Below are 12,741 nucleotides of genomic sequence, written 5' to 3' on the forward strand. Positions count from 1 at the left end.
ACCCTCGTGAATGCGTCTCTGTCCCTGGCGAGCATCCTCGCCGAACAAGCCCGCCGGCGCCCCGACCACATCGCCCTGATCGAGGGCACGCAGCGGATCACCTTCGCCCAGTTGTGGGAGCAGTCACGGGCGCAGGCCGCGGCCTTGATCGAACTGGGTGTGCGGCCGGGCGACCGCGTCGCGCTCATGGGGCCGAATACGATCGAATTCCCACGCGCCTACTACGCGATTCTGGCCGCCGGTGCGGTGGTGGTCCCCGTACATCTGCTGCTGACCGCCCCCGAGGCCGAATATGTCTTGCGTGACACCGAGTCTCGGCTGCTGCTGTGCCACGAGCGGTTCGCCGAGGTGGGGCGGGCCGCCGCGGCAGGCGCGGGCATCGACTTCTACGACACGAATTCGCTTACCGCGCAACCGATCCCCACCTTCATCTCCCGGCAACCGCAGGATCCGGCGGTCGTGTTCTACACCAGTGGGACCACCGGACGACCGAAAGGCGCCGAGCTCAGCCATCTCAATATGGTGATGAATGCGACGGTCAACGCCTTCGACGCCAATGAGGTACACCGCGACGATATCGCCTTGGGCGCACTGCCGTTGTTCCACGTCTTCGGTCAGACGGTGTCGATGAACTCGACCTGGCGCGCCGGCGCGACCCTGGTGCTACAGCCTCGATTCGAGGCCGCCGAGGCGATCCGGCTGATGGTCGCCGAGGGCGTCAATACCTTCCACGGTGTGCCGACCATGTATCTCGGGCTGATCGACGCCGCACGCCATGCGGAAACCCTGCCGAACCTGAGGTTGTGCGTCTCGGGCGCGGCGGCGCTGCCGCAGCCCGTACTGGAGGCATTCGAGGAGCTGTTCGGCGCGCGGATCCTCGAGGGGTACGGGCTGTCGGAGACTTCTCCGACATCGGCGGTGAATCAGCCGGTGCTCGGTCCGAGGGCGGGCACGGTCGGACATCCCGTCTGGGGTGTCGACGTGGAGATCGCCGACCCGGATATCGCCGATCGAATCGTCTTGGTGCCCACCGGCTCATCGGGCGAGGTGGTCATTCGCGGTCACAATCTGTTCAGCGGTTACATCGGCCGCCCCGAGGCCACCGCCGAGGTCGTCGTGGACGGCTGGTTCCGGACCGGCGATCTCGGTGTGAAGGATGCCGAGGGCTATCTCACGATCGTGGACCGGATCAAGGATGTGATCATCCGCGGCGGGTTCAACGTGTATCCGAGCGAGGTCGAGGAGGTGCTGATGCGGCATCCGGGCATCGCCCGGGTAGCGGTCATCGGCGTCACCGATCCGACCTATGGCGAGGAGATCTGCGCCGTCGTCGTGGCCGCGCAACCGCTGACCGCCGCCGAGGTGATCGCCTACGGGCGAGAGCATCTGGCCAAGCACAAATATCCACGGCGAGTCGAGTTCGTCTCGGAACTTCCGCTCGGACCCAGTCACAAAGTCCTGAAGAAAGACCTCCGAAAGCAGTTCGCATGAGGGAATTCCCCGACTTCGACGCGCTGCGAGCGGCGGTAGGCACCGAGATCGGCACCAGCGACTGGATCACCATCGACCAGCAGCGAGTCGACGGGTTCGCCGCCGCGACCGATGACCACCAGTGGATCCACGTCGATACCGAACGAGCGGCCCGAGGCCCTTACGGGCGCACCATCGCGCACGGCTTTCTCACCCTGTCGCTGCTGGTGCCCATCACCCAACGGGTGATGACGGTGCGCAGCGCGCGAATGGGAATCAACTACGGACTGAACAAGGTCCGATTCATCGCTCCGGTTCCCGTCGGTAGCCGCATTCGCGGAACCGTGACACTGACCTCCATTTCCGACGTGCCCGGCGGCGTCCAGGCCGAACGCACCGTCATCGTCGAACTCGAGGGTGCCGAGCGTCCGGCGTGCGTCGCCGAAAACCTGGTGCGCTATCTGACCTGATCAGAGAAGAAAGGTAGCAATGAAATTCAGAGCTGGACCCGGTGTGCTCGGAGTGGCCGTTATCAGCGGCATCGCCACACTGGCAATCAACCTCAGCGGCGGTGTCGTGCACGCGGAGCCGCAAACCCCGTCCACCGAACAGCAATTGGTCGACTCCATCAACGCCGGTCTCCTGCCCACAGCCGACGGCAGGCAGCCGAAAGCTGTTGTCGATACGGGTAGTAGCACGGGATCCGCATCCCGCAGCTACGCCTCGCGGGTGGTCGGCGAGGGCCCCGAAGTGTCCGCATACCTCGCGGCCTTCGCCTATGGGCTGACACATCCGGATGCCGCCCCGCCGGGAGCCAATAAACCGGACTGCACGCCGACCGCCGCACATCCGAAGCCTGTCGTGCTCGTCCACGGCACCTGGCTCAACACCTATGACACGTTCGCATTCCTGTCACCACGACTCGCGCGCGCCGGGTACTGCGTATTCGCTTTCAACTTCGGTCGCGCCGGGGTACTGGACGGAGGCGGCCTCGGCCCGATCCTGCCCGGACGTTTCGGGGTCGGTCCGATGGAGGATTCCGCACGGCAACTCGCCGAATTCGTCGATCACGTACGTACCACCACCGGGGTGGACAAGGTCGATATCGTCGCGCACTCGCAGGGTGGACCGGTGACGAGTCAGTACCTCAAATTCGAAGGCGGCGCGGACAAAGTCGGCAAGGTCGTCACCCTCGGCGCGACCAACCATGGTACGTCGCTGCTCGGCATGGCGACCCTGGGGCGGCTGATCAACAACCTCGGCATCAATATCCTCGGCTTCTACGATCCGATCATCGGCCGAGCCAATGTCCAGCAGGTAGTGGGCTCGGAGTTCTACGCGAAACTCAACGAGCACGGTGACACGGTTCCCGGCATCGACTACACCGCGATCGGCACCCGGCACGACGAGATCTCCAATCCCTACGAATGGACCTTCCTACAGCCCGGTCCGGACGCGACGGTCCGCAACATCACACTGCAAGACGACTGCGCGCAGGACATGTCCGACCACTTGACGTTGATGTACTCGCCGCGGGCCGCGTCCATCACCCTGCGGGCTCTCGATGGTGATGCGAACCAAGGTCTGGAATGCACATTCAACCCCTGGATGATCGGCGGCGGCGGCCAGATCTGACACCGGAGGGGTCTCCAGAGTGCGCAAGGCGGTCGACCTCCGGGCCGACCGCCTTGCTCCTCCACCACTAGTTCGGCTTACCGTCGCCCACTCAGGAATTGCCCGCGATGATCACCTGCGGGATGCCGGTGCCGAGCGCGACCGGTTGGCAGCTCGGCGCCGGGGCGTGTGCCGGATCCAGGACCCGCAACAGCAGTTCCTGTACGAACGGGTCGTAGACCATATGGAAATGGCCGGTCAGATCATCCGGGCACAGATCTTGCAGTGCGATGTTCTCCGCGCCAAGACCGCGCAGCGCGATATTGCTGAACGGCTGGATCATCTCGTCGACTCGGCTTCCGATGGTGACGTATCGCGGGCCCGGCACGGTGTCGCCGCCGGCGTTGAGATCGAGCATGATCGGTGAATCCTGCGCCTGCTGCACCGCCGCCAGCGAGGTGACCCGCGCGAAGACGTCGAGCGCACCCGGGATCCCCTGCGCGACCGGCACCAGCCCGTACATCACACCGCCGTAGCTGGGCGAGGCCAAGCCGACCCACACACCGACCTTCGGTGCACCGCCGAGCTTGTTGACGTAGAGGCGAGTCACATTGGCACCCTGGGAGAATCCGACCAGATCGACCTGGCTCGCACCGGTCGCGGCCAGCACCCGGTCCACGAATTCGCCGACCTGCCTGGCGCTCATCCGCACATCCTCGGTGCCATAGCTCTCGGCACCCGGCGCGCCGCCGTAATTCAGTGCGTAGACGCACATTCCGGCCGCGGCGAGCTGCGGCCCGATGGCCGACCAGTCGGAGTACGCGGTGGAATCGGTACCGTGTGCGAGTACCACGGGCCGCGGATGTGCGGCGGTGGGTGCACAGGTGAAGTCGTTGGTGCCGATCGGCGCCGCATTCCGGTGGTTCTTCAGATAAAACGCCGCGCCGAGGTGATCCGGTTGCGGCGGCGCGGCCTCGGTCGGCACATCCGGCGACCGGTAGACCTGGGCTTCGGCAACGTCGGCCGGATCCGCGGTCGCGGGCGTCGCGCCGGAGCCGAGAAATCCGGCTCCGGCCATGACGCCGGCCACCATCAAGCGACCGACCTGTGATCGTCCCCAACCCCACACACCAAATGGCTGTTCCATATCACAATGATTTACCGGATCATCGCGAAAAGTGCACGCCTGGGAAGTGTTTCGCGGTGTTACTTTTCTGACACGTCATCGTCGGCGAGGATTCGGTACAGCGCGCGGCGGGCCTCGGTCAGCACCTCGGCAGCCTTGGCCGCCTGCTCCGGCGTACCCGCGGCAGCGACCTGACCAACCGCACCCATCAGCTGACCGGTGAGTCCGCGCAGGTCGATCGCCTGAGCGCCGACGTCTTCCTTGACGTCCGCCCACGGATCTCCCAGATCGTCCCGATGCTCGGTGACGTACTCGGCGCCGGTCTCGGTGAGCTTGGCGGTCTTACGTCCGGCCACCTTCTCGATGAGCACCAGACCCTCATCCTCGAGCTGCGCCAGCGCGGGGTAGATCGATCCCGGGCTGGGTCGCCAGATGTCGTCACTGCGTTCCCGGATCTGCTGGATCAGTTCGTAGCCGTGCATCGGCCGCTCGGTGAGCAGCAGCAGTACGGCCGCACGCACGTCACCGCGTCTGCCCCGACCGCCGCGGCCGCGGCCACGCCCGAAATGCGCGCCGGGTCCGAAGCCCGGGCCGAACTCGGGGCCGAAACCGTGCCGTCCGCCACGGCGGAATTGACGCCTGCCGGGTCCGAATTCCTCGTGTCCCGGCTGACGCCGACGGCCACGCCGTCCGAAATCTCTCTTGTCCATGCCTTCCATGTGGGCCTCCTCGGGCTCCCGTGTTCTATTCATATTATCGACGATATATCGACAATGCATCGAACGCAAGGAAGCGCCGGAGAATTCCCGGGCCATCGGCGGGGTCCTCCGGTGCGCAGCGGCGGGGAGCGCGCTAGAGCGAGTCGATCCAGCGAGCCAGCCGGTCACCCTCGGCGGCCATCAGGCCGGGGTCGCGAAAGGCATTGGTGAGCAAAGAGATTCCCTGATACGACGCGATCAGCGCGACCGCGAGTTCGCGGGCGTCGGAGCGGCCCATGATCGCGAATTGCCGCTCGGCCCAGTCGACCAGCGCACGCATGACCTCGGCGGCATGACCATCCAGCGGGTCGGCACGCTTGGTCAGCTCCGCGGTGAGCGAACCGAAGGGGCAACCGAATCGCACCGCCAGCTCACGCCCGTCGACCCATCCCTGAATCAGCGACTTCAGTCGCTCGCGCGGGTCATCGAGCCGTTCGAGTTCGGCGACGATCTGATCCAGCGAGCGCGCGTGCGCCCCGATCGCGGCCTCGATGAGTTGATCCTTGGTCTTGAAGTAGTAGTACACATTGCCGACCGGCACCTCGGCCACCCGCGCGATATCCGCGATGGTCGTCTTCTCGATCCCCTGTTCGTAGAACACCCGCACGGCAGCCTCGACGAGCCGCTCCCGCTTCCCGGGTTTGGTTTGCGTCCGCTCGGCGTCCACTGAGTTAGTCATACAACTAACTGTAGACAACCGGAGGGAGGATGGGCTAGATTCCAGTTAGTCAGTCAACTAACTAAGTAGAGAGAGCAAACACATGATCGTGGTCACCGGCGCCACCGGGAACATCGGCGCAACCCTGGTCCACCTCCTCGCGGAGGCGGGCGAACAGGTGACGGCAGTGTCGCGCGGCACCAAGGAAATGCGGCTGCCCGACGGCGTTCGGCATGTCACCGCCGATCTGGCCGATCCCGAGAGCCTCTCCCCCGCCGTCGCGGGAGCCGACGCACTGTTCCTGCTCATCACGGGCGACCAGCTGGTCGATGGACCCGCGCCGGAACGGTTCCTGGACATCGCTCGGGCGGGCGGTGTCCGGCGCGTGGTGTTCGTATCCTCACAGGGCGTGGTGACCCGGGCGGGTGCCGCCGGATACGCACGACTCGCCGCGTTCGAGAACGCGATTCGCGAGTCCGGGCTGGAGTGGACGCTGCTGCGGCCGGGCGGTTTCTTCAGCAATACCGGAGCCTGGGCCGAATCGGTGCGCAACGAACGCGTCATCGCCGCGCCGTTCGGCGATGTCGGCCTGCCGTCCGTCGACCCGGCCGATATCGCGGCGGTCGCCGCCGCGGCGCTGCGCGAGGATGGGCACGTGGGCCAGATCTACACCCTGACCGGGCCGGATCTGAGCACACCGCGCACCCAGGCCGCCGCACTCGGTGCGGCGCTCGGCACCGAGCTGCGGTTCGTGGAGCTGACACGGTCGCAGGCGTTCGAGGGCATGCTGCGGTTCATGCCGGAGCCCGTGGCCGACCACACCTTGAACATTCTCGGCACGCCCACCCCGGACGAACAGCTCATCAGTCCCGATGTGGAGCGGGTGCTCGGGCGCTCGCCCCGGACGTACGCGGAGTGGGCCGAGCGCAACCGCGCGGTGTTCGCCTGAGCGTGCGCTCCGGCGGGTGAGGCAAATCCGAAATTCCCCTTGGGTTTTCGACTCCGATGATTTTCGCGGATGCCCGTCGGGGTGTCGACGGCGCACCGGCATCCGGTGCGCTGTCGACCGGCACGGTGATCCTTTGCAGCGCAACGGAAAGCACAGGCCGCCCGCGGCGAAGGTCACCGAACTCGAATTCGGCACGATCGGCGCCCTTGCGGGCAGGGGTGAAGCCCGGCGATAGTGCCGCCGAATACGAACAGCCGGAGCAACTTCGGAGCGACACCGACCCCGGTGAGATCGGATGTCCGACAGCGATAATCAGGTGCGGCCGGGCACCGACTGCCTTAGCTTGACGTAATGGGTATCAGCACGAAGAACCGCCGCCGGATCGTCGTGGACGACCGCGAGTACATCTGGTGGGTGGCGGTGGGTGCCGACGACGCGTTCGACGACCCCACTGTCCGAGTCGCCACCGTGGATCGCCGATTCCTGGTCCACTACCACCTGCGCCAACCCGACGAAACGCGGCATATGACCGTCCTCGGACCGGAGTTCAAGGGAGTCCCCGGAGCGGGAGTTCGTCACCGCCGCTTCCTCTCCCCCGCATTCGGCACGCCCGAGGCAATGCGACCGGCCGACGTCGCGGCCCTGATCAGATGGTGCCGGGATACCGAATCCGCCCCGGTCGAGGTCGACTGGCACGGGAAACCCCTTGTACCCGTGATGAACTGAGGGCCGACAAGGGACCTAGCACCGGGTACAGCGACCTCCTACCGGACCGCCACCATGGCCTCGACACGGGCGGCCATGGCCCGGCCCGCCGCGTGCAGCGGTTCGGCCGAACGCAGGGTCCGGCTCAGCACGAAGGCGCCCTCCAGCGCGGAGAGGATCGCGAGGATCAGCTCGCGCGCATCGACTGTCGCCAGCCCGCGACTCGTCAGGTAGTCGGTGCCTTCGTCGATCCAGAAGGCGATGACTTCGGCGGCGACCTCGCGCAGGCCGGGTTCACTGTCGGCGACTTCGCCCGCGACGGTGCCGACCGGACACATATTGATCCAACCGGTCTGTTCGATCTGCTCGGCGGCCGCGTCGAATGCGGCGGGCACCGCGTCGCGCAGGTCGTCGTACGGATCCATCAACAGCGGCAGTAGCTGGATGTAGGCGGCGCCCGATGTGCGCAGTGCCGCGGCCGCGAGCTGCGGTTTACCCTCCGGGAAGTGGTGGTACAGCGAGCCCATCGGCGCGCGGGCGGCAACGGTGATCTGTTTGACGCTGGTCGCGCTGTAGCCCTGCGCGCGCATCAACTCCGCGGTGGCCGTGGTGAGGCGATCCCGGGTGCTGGTTGACATTTGCTCGGTCACCGTTCCAGACTAGAGCAAATGCTCTAGAGCGATCGCTCGAATGGAGGACGTCATGCCGAAAGTCGATCTCGCCGCGGGCCCGATCCACTACGTCGACCGCGGCGACGGACCGCCCGTGGTGCTGCTGCACGGCCTGCTGATGAATCACAGGCAGTGGGATACCGTGCTCGACCGGTTACCCGACGGCTTCCGCTATCTGCTCCCCGATCTACCCCTGGGCGCGCATCCAGAACCCATGCGCCCCGGGGTTGACCTGAGCCTGCGCGGGCTGAACCAACTCCTCGCGGACTTCCTCGCCGCGCTGGACCTGCGCGCGGTCACCCTGGTGCACACCGACTGGGGCGGCGGACTGTTCCTCACCGCCTACGGACTGGATGAGCGCGTCGGCCGACTGATCGTGTTGCCCTGCGAGGCATTCGACAATTTCCCGCCCGGCCTGCCCGGCAAGATGGCCGTGGCCGCCAGCTACCTACCCGGCGGAATCCCGCTCGCGCTACGGCAACTGCGTATCCGCCCACTGCGCAATTCGCCCCTGTTGTTCGGCTGGATGGCGCGCACACCCGTCCCCGACGACCTGGTTCACGCGTGGACCGAACCCGGTCTCCGCGATAAGCGAATCCGCCGGGATCTGCTCGCCTACACCCGCGCCGGATTCCCCCGCGCCGAGCTGATCGAGAACACCGAGGCGCTACGACGATTCTCGGGTGACGCCCTGATCCTGTGGTCCTCCGCGGGCAAGGTGATGCCCCGCGAGCACGGTCGCCGGCTCGCGGACCTGATCCCGAACGCCACACTGATCGAAATCGACGACGCCTACGTCCTGTCGATGCTCGATCGACCCGCCGCGGTCGCAGCCGCCATATCGGCCTTCCTCACCCGAACCCCGACACGCGCCGAAGAACCTTCGCGAGGCCACAGCCCGAATGGGGCGGACACGCACGATACGACAGCGCCCCGGCAATAACCGGATAAGCCCGGCCCAGCCGACGACGGATCGTCAGTGGCGGCAACCCCGACAGTCCCGGTGGGCGACCCCGCGCCCACCGGGCCGACACCGCCCAGCCCGCGTTCGCGCCGCCATCCACGGGGCCGCAGCGGGGAGATTCACCCTGGTTCCCGACTGACCTTCCGCCTGATCTCGTCGCGCGTCGGGGACGACTTCCGGGTGGTGCGATGACAGCTGACCGGGACCTCGGCAACCGGCAATCCCGTGTGCGTCGGCCTCGCGGATCACGTCCTGGTCGAGGACGGCGCAGCCACGGAGAAGCACTCCTACGTCGACGGGATCGCCGTGCAGGCCGCGCTGAAGTATCGGACGTTGCGGCCTGAGTGTCCTCCAGGCGGCTTGCCCCGGGGTCGGACCAGGGATCACCACTGGTGTGACGCGGTGGCCTTGAAACGAGGCTGGAGTTCGACAGCGGTATGACTACCAAGAGAGAGGAACCCGTGACCACCCCGGAGATCCGCAGTTACCAGAACCACTCATCCGTCACCACAGCCACAACGTTCGCATCGGTGCAGGACCTCATGCAGGCGTTGATACGTGCGGCGATCGCCCACGGCGAGCACGTGAGGCACACCGGCCGCCACGACGAGAACTGGACGCACTGGTACGCCGCCTACATGGTGGCCGAACAGACCGGCGCTGAACTGCCGGTATGACCCGCATTAGCCGCACCCGCTCAATCAAGGAGCACAACATGTCCACCATCCGCTTCACACAGATGACCACCGCGACGGCCGCGCAATTCGTCGCCGCGCTCACCGACTTCGGACCAGGCCGCTCGAAGGTATTCGGCAACAGCGCCGACGAAGACCTCTCAGGTCAGTACATCTAGTTCGCGTTGTCTACCAACCACCCGACCAGCGCGCGGCGGAAGTATTCCGCCGCCGAGGGCGCTGTCGCCGGTACAGCGCCTACGGGATTGCCCGAATCCGCGTAGCCGAGGCAGCGGCTTCGGGTATTCCCGAGCGTGAATACCAGTCGTATCGTTGCGGCATGGCCGACCTGCGGAAACCGGCCCTCACTGGACGTGCTCAGGAGCGTCTGGCACTCGAGCGGTTGCTGGATACCGTCCGGGGCGGCCGAAGCGGTGTGCTCGTCATCCGAGGTGAGGCGGGAGTCGGCAAGACCGCGCTGCTGCGCTACTGCGCGAGCCGGGCGACCGGTTGCCACGTTGTGCAGATCGCCGGCGTGCAGTCCGAGCTCGAACTACCGTTCGCGGCGCTGCAGCAGCTCTGCGTACCGATGATCGGTCAGGCCGCCACACTGCCTGAGCCCCAACAGCATGCCCTGGCCGTTGCCTTCGGGTCGGCCGCTGGACCTGCTCCCGACCGGTTGGTGCTGGGACTGGGCGTGCTCGGCCTGTTGGCGGAGTCCGCCGCCGAGCGTCCGCTGGTATGTCTCATCGACGATGCTCAGTGGTTGGACGAAGCGTCGAGCCAGATCCTCGCATTCGTCGGACGACGCCTGCTTGCGGAATCGGTCCTGCTGCTGTGCGCGATCCGGGAGCCTGCGGACGAATGGCTGCTGGCCGACTTGCCGGATATCACGATCGAGGGGCTCTCCGATGCGGACGCCCGCGCTCTGCTGGCCGCCACGATCCCGGGCAAGCTGGACGAGCAGGTTCGTGACCGGCTGATCTCGGAGACCCGAGGCAACCCACTCGCCCTATTGGAGCTGCCCACGCGGATGAGCCGTGCAGAGCTGGCCGGTGGTTTTGCCGTGCACAGCACGACCCGCCGATTCGACGGCCTCGACGAACAGCTCGAGGACCACTACATGCGCCGCATTCAGGCGCTACCTGCACAAACACAGCAACTTATGCTGGTGGCAGCGGCTGATCCCACGGGAGATGCCGCACTACTGTGGCGTGCCGCGCAGACTCTGGGTATCCCCTCGGAAGCGATGGCACCCGCCGTGGCCGCGCGTCTGTTCGAGGTCGGCTCCCGTGTGCAGTTCCGGCATCCGCTCGTGCGCTCCGCGGCATACGCGGCGGCAACTTCGGAGCAGCGCCGTGCCGCACACATGGCACTCGCGGCTGCGACGGACCCGGAAACCGATCGCGAGCGTCGGGTGTGGCATCTGGCTGCCGCTGCCACCTGCCCGGATGAAGAGGTCGCGTGCGAACTCGAACGAACGGCGGAAAAGGCTCAGGTAAGAGGCGGGCTGCCGGCTGCGGCCGCGTTTCTCCACCGCGCGGTGGCCTTGACGGCAGACCCGGCGCAGCGTACGGAACGAGCACTGGCAGCGGCGCATGCGAGCCTGCATGCCGGCAGCTTCGACGCCGCGCTGAGCGTGCTGGCGACGGCCGAAGCGCATGCCGCGGACGATCTGCAGCGTGCCCGAGTGAACTTGCTCAGAGGCCAAGTCGATCGAGCCGCCAGCTCGGGCCGTGAGGCACCCGCTGCGCTGCTCCGCTCGGCCGAGCGCCTGGAGACGCTGGATATCGGGCTCGCACGAGAGACCTATCTCGATGCCTGGGGCGCTGCGCATGTCGCCGATAGCGCCGCACAACCAGGTGGCCGACTGCTGGACGTCTCGGCCGCCGCTAGATCAGCACCACCGGCGCAGCATGACCCGCAGCCCGGTGACCTCCTCCTCGACGGTCTCGCGGCGCTGGTCATCGAGGGGCATGGGTCGGCGGCGCCGACGCTGCGACGAGCAGTGGACGCCTTCCTCCGCGACGAGCTCTCCGCGGACCAGTGGCTGCACTGGGGCGTTCTCGTCTCGATCGCGGCGCTCGCCCTGTGGGACTCCGACAGCTGGGCGAAGGTCAGCGCTCGCCACGCCGAGCACGCTCGCGCCTCGGGCGCGCTGGCCCCACTGGTCGGCGCACTGAACATGCACCGAGTAACGGTCATCAGGCACGGTGACCTGGAGGCGGCCGCGCTACTCGGCATGGAGGAGGACATCGTCAAAGAGGTGACCGGAACACGCAGAGCGTCCTACGGTGCACTGTTCCTCGCCGCATACCGGGGCCGGCCAGCAGAATCGGCACCGCTGTTCGCGGCAATCGTCAGCGACGCGACGGCGCGCGGCGAGGGGCTCGGTTCGCTCATGGCCCACTGGGCGACCGCTGTCCTGCACAACGGCCTCGGTCACTACAAAGAGGCCCTGGTTGCGGCGGAAAAGGCGGTCGACGACCACGACGGACCCTTCACCGCACTGGTGCTGCCCGAACTGGTCGAGTCCGCCGTGCGAAGTGGTGCGGCAGCGACTGCCGACGAAGCGCTCGAACAGCTGGCATCGTCGACGGTCGCGGCTGCCGATTGGGGTGCGGGGACCTTAGCGCAATGCCGTGCGATGCTCGGCGAAGGTGTTGTCGCCGAGGCTCGCTATGCCGAAGCCATCGAACGCCTCGGCCGTACTCGGTTACGCCTCGACCTCGCCCGCGCCCAACTGCTCTACGGCGAGTGGCTCCGCCGCGAGGGCAGGCGAGTCGACGCACGAACCCAGCTGCGTTCCGCCCATGCGATGTTCGTCGAGATGGGCACCGACGGGTTTGCCGAACGAGCCCGTAGAGAGCTGCTCGCTACCGGCGAGAAGATCCGCAAACGCCAGGCCGACATCCCGAACGAGCTCACCCCGCAAGAGGAATACATCGCCCGACTGGCGCGGGACGGACACACCAACAACGAGATCGGTGCACAGTTGTTCATCAGTGACCGCACTGTCGAATGGCACCTCCGCAAGGTCTTCGACAAGCTCGAGATCACCTCGCGCAAAGACCTCCGGAACGCCTTGCCGATCGGGGGGCACACACCCGCGTCGCAACTGTTGCAAACCTGACCAGCCGATCGTCACGACC

At 66.6% G+C, this 12,741-nt stretch carries 13 protein-coding genes; 9 read left to right on the top strand and 4 right to left on the bottom strand.

Annotated elements, in window-relative coordinates:
* Positions 1-6 precede the first annotated feature (6 nt).
* Genes AB0H61_RS02400 through AB0H61_RS02410 form a run of 3 tightly spaced genes read left to right on the top strand, consistent with a single transcriptional unit; the run spans position 7 to position 3,105 of the window.
* Positions 7-1,491, top strand: coding sequence for a long-chain fatty acid--CoA ligase (locus AB0H61_RS02400; RefSeq protein ID WP_357298215.1), 1,485 nt, complete (start codon positions 7-9; stop codon positions 1,489-1,491).
* Positions 1,488-1,940, top strand: a complete 453-nt coding sequence (locus AB0H61_RS02405) for a MaoC family dehydratase (RefSeq protein ID WP_357298216.1) — start codon at positions 1,488-1,490, stop codon at positions 1,938-1,940. The genes AB0H61_RS02400 and AB0H61_RS02405 overlap by 4 nt, the downstream gene beginning before the upstream one ends.
* Before the next feature lie 19 nt (positions 1,941-1,959).
* The gene (locus AB0H61_RS02410; protein WP_357298218.1) at positions 1,960-3,105 is read left to right on the top strand and encodes an alpha/beta fold hydrolase; all 1,146 of its coding nucleotides are present in this window, start codon (positions 1,960-1,962) and stop codon (positions 3,103-3,105) included.
* A 91-nt stretch (positions 3,106-3,196) separates the two neighbouring features.
* Here the strand turns inward: AB0H61_RS02410 and AB0H61_RS02415 are convergent, their stop codons facing one another.
* The 3 genes from AB0H61_RS02415 to AB0H61_RS02425 form a co-directional block, all read right to left on the bottom strand.
* Entirely contained in the window at positions 3,197-4,231 is a 1,035-nt protein-coding gene (locus tag AB0H61_RS02415; protein WP_357298221.1) for an alpha/beta fold hydrolase, read from the bottom strand.
* Positions 4,232-4,290: 59 nt separating this feature from the next.
* On the bottom strand, positions 4,291-4,962 hold the full coding sequence (locus AB0H61_RS02420) for a PadR family transcriptional regulator (RefSeq protein ID WP_357298223.1): 672 nt from the start codon (positions 4,960-4,962) through the stop codon (positions 4,291-4,293).
* Between the two features lie 100 nt (positions 4,963-5,062).
* Positions 5,063-5,647 (bottom strand): TetR/AcrR family transcriptional regulator, encoded by a 585-nt coding sequence (locus AB0H61_RS02425; RefSeq protein WP_357298226.1) that lies wholly within the window; start codon positions 5,645-5,647, stop codon positions 5,063-5,065.
* 82 nt (positions 5,648-5,729) lie between these two features.
* Here AB0H61_RS02425 and AB0H61_RS02430 point away from each other — a divergent pair, with 82 nt between their 5' ends.
* The gene (locus tag AB0H61_RS02430; RefSeq protein WP_357298229.1) at positions 5,730-6,575 is read left to right on the top strand and encodes an NAD(P)H-binding protein; all 846 of its coding nucleotides are present in this window, start codon (positions 5,730-5,732) and stop codon (positions 6,573-6,575) included.
* Between the two features lie 351 nt (positions 6,576-6,926).
* A complete protein-coding gene (locus tag AB0H61_RS02435; RefSeq protein ID WP_357298232.1) occupies positions 6,927-7,301 on the top strand; it encodes a hypothetical protein in 375 nt (124 codons plus the stop codon).
* A 38-nt stretch (positions 7,302-7,339) separates the two neighbouring features.
* Here AB0H61_RS02435 and AB0H61_RS02440 read toward each other — a convergent pair whose 3' ends face one another.
* On the bottom strand, positions 7,340-7,930 hold the full coding sequence (locus AB0H61_RS02440) for a TetR/AcrR family transcriptional regulator (protein ID WP_357298234.1): 591 nt from the start codon (positions 7,928-7,930) through the stop codon (positions 7,340-7,342).
* 52 nt (positions 7,931-7,982) lie between these two features.
* Here AB0H61_RS02440 and AB0H61_RS02445 point away from each other — a divergent pair, with 52 nt between their 5' ends.
* The 4 genes from AB0H61_RS02445 (at position 7,983) to AB0H61_RS02460 (ending at position 12,722) form a co-directional block, all read left to right on the top strand.
* Positions 7,983-8,894 (top strand): alpha/beta fold hydrolase, encoded by a 912-nt coding sequence (locus AB0H61_RS02445; RefSeq protein WP_357298237.1) that lies wholly within the window; start codon positions 7,983-7,985, stop codon positions 8,892-8,894.
* 482 nt (positions 8,895-9,376) lie between these two features.
* The gene (locus tag AB0H61_RS02450; RefSeq protein ID WP_357298239.1) at positions 9,377-9,592 is read left to right on the top strand and encodes a glyoxalase; all 216 of its coding nucleotides are present in this window, start codon (positions 9,377-9,379) and stop codon (positions 9,590-9,592) included.
* A 38-nt stretch (positions 9,593-9,630) separates the two neighbouring features.
* Positions 9,631-9,768 (top strand): hypothetical protein, encoded by a 138-nt coding sequence (locus AB0H61_RS02455; protein ID WP_357299942.1) that lies wholly within the window; start codon positions 9,631-9,633, stop codon positions 9,766-9,768.
* 161 nt (positions 9,769-9,929) lie between these two features.
* Positions 9,930-12,722, top strand: a complete 2,793-nt coding sequence (locus tag AB0H61_RS02460) for an AAA family ATPase (RefSeq protein WP_357298242.1) — start codon at positions 9,930-9,932, stop codon at positions 12,720-12,722.
* Positions 12,723-12,741: the final 19 nt, after the last annotated feature.

It is taken from the genome of Nocardia sp. NPDC050710 (assembly GCF_040654375.1).
Classification (GTDB): Bacteria; Actinomycetota; Actinomycetes; order Mycobacteriales; family Mycobacteriaceae; genus Nocardia.

What these genes read in the sequence shown, in the direction of transcription:
- AB0H61_RS02455 (WP_357299942.1), top strand. Translation starts at nt 9,631, where the DNA reads ATGTCCACCATCCGCTTCACACAGATGACCACCGCGACGGCCGCGCAA.
- AB0H61_RS02435 (WP_357298232.1), top strand. Translation starts at nt 6,927, where the DNA reads ATGGGTATCAGCACGAAGAACCGCCGCCGGATCGTCGTGGACGACCGC.
- AB0H61_RS02445 (WP_357298237.1), top strand. Translation starts at nt 7,983, where the DNA reads ATGCCGAAAGTCGATCTCGCCGCGGGCCCGATCCACTACGTCGACCGC.
- AB0H61_RS02420 (WP_357298223.1), bottom strand. Translation starts at nt 4,962, where the DNA reads ATGAATAGAACACGGGAGCCCGAGGAGGCCCACATGGAAGGCATGGAC.
- AB0H61_RS02415 (WP_357298221.1), bottom strand. Translation starts at nt 4,231, where the DNA reads ATGGAACAGCCATTTGGTGTGTGGGGTTGGGGACGATCACAGGTCGGT.
- AB0H61_RS02410 (WP_357298218.1), top strand. Translation starts at nt 1,960, where the DNA reads ATGAAATTCAGAGCTGGACCCGGTGTGCTCGGAGTGGCCGTTATCAGC.
- AB0H61_RS02405 (WP_357298216.1), top strand. Translation starts at nt 1,488, where the DNA reads ATGAGGGAATTCCCCGACTTCGACGCGCTGCGAGCGGCGGTAGGCACC.
- AB0H61_RS02425 (WP_357298226.1), bottom strand. Translation starts at nt 5,647, where the DNA reads ATGACTAACTCAGTGGACGCCGAGCGGACGCAAACCAAACCCGGGAAG.
- AB0H61_RS02430 (WP_357298229.1), top strand. Translation starts at nt 5,730, where the DNA reads ATGATCGTGGTCACCGGCGCCACCGGGAACATCGGCGCAACCCTGGTC.
- AB0H61_RS02460 (WP_357298242.1), top strand. Translation starts at nt 9,930, where the DNA reads ATGGCCGACCTGCGGAAACCGGCCCTCACTGGACGTGCTCAGGAGCGT.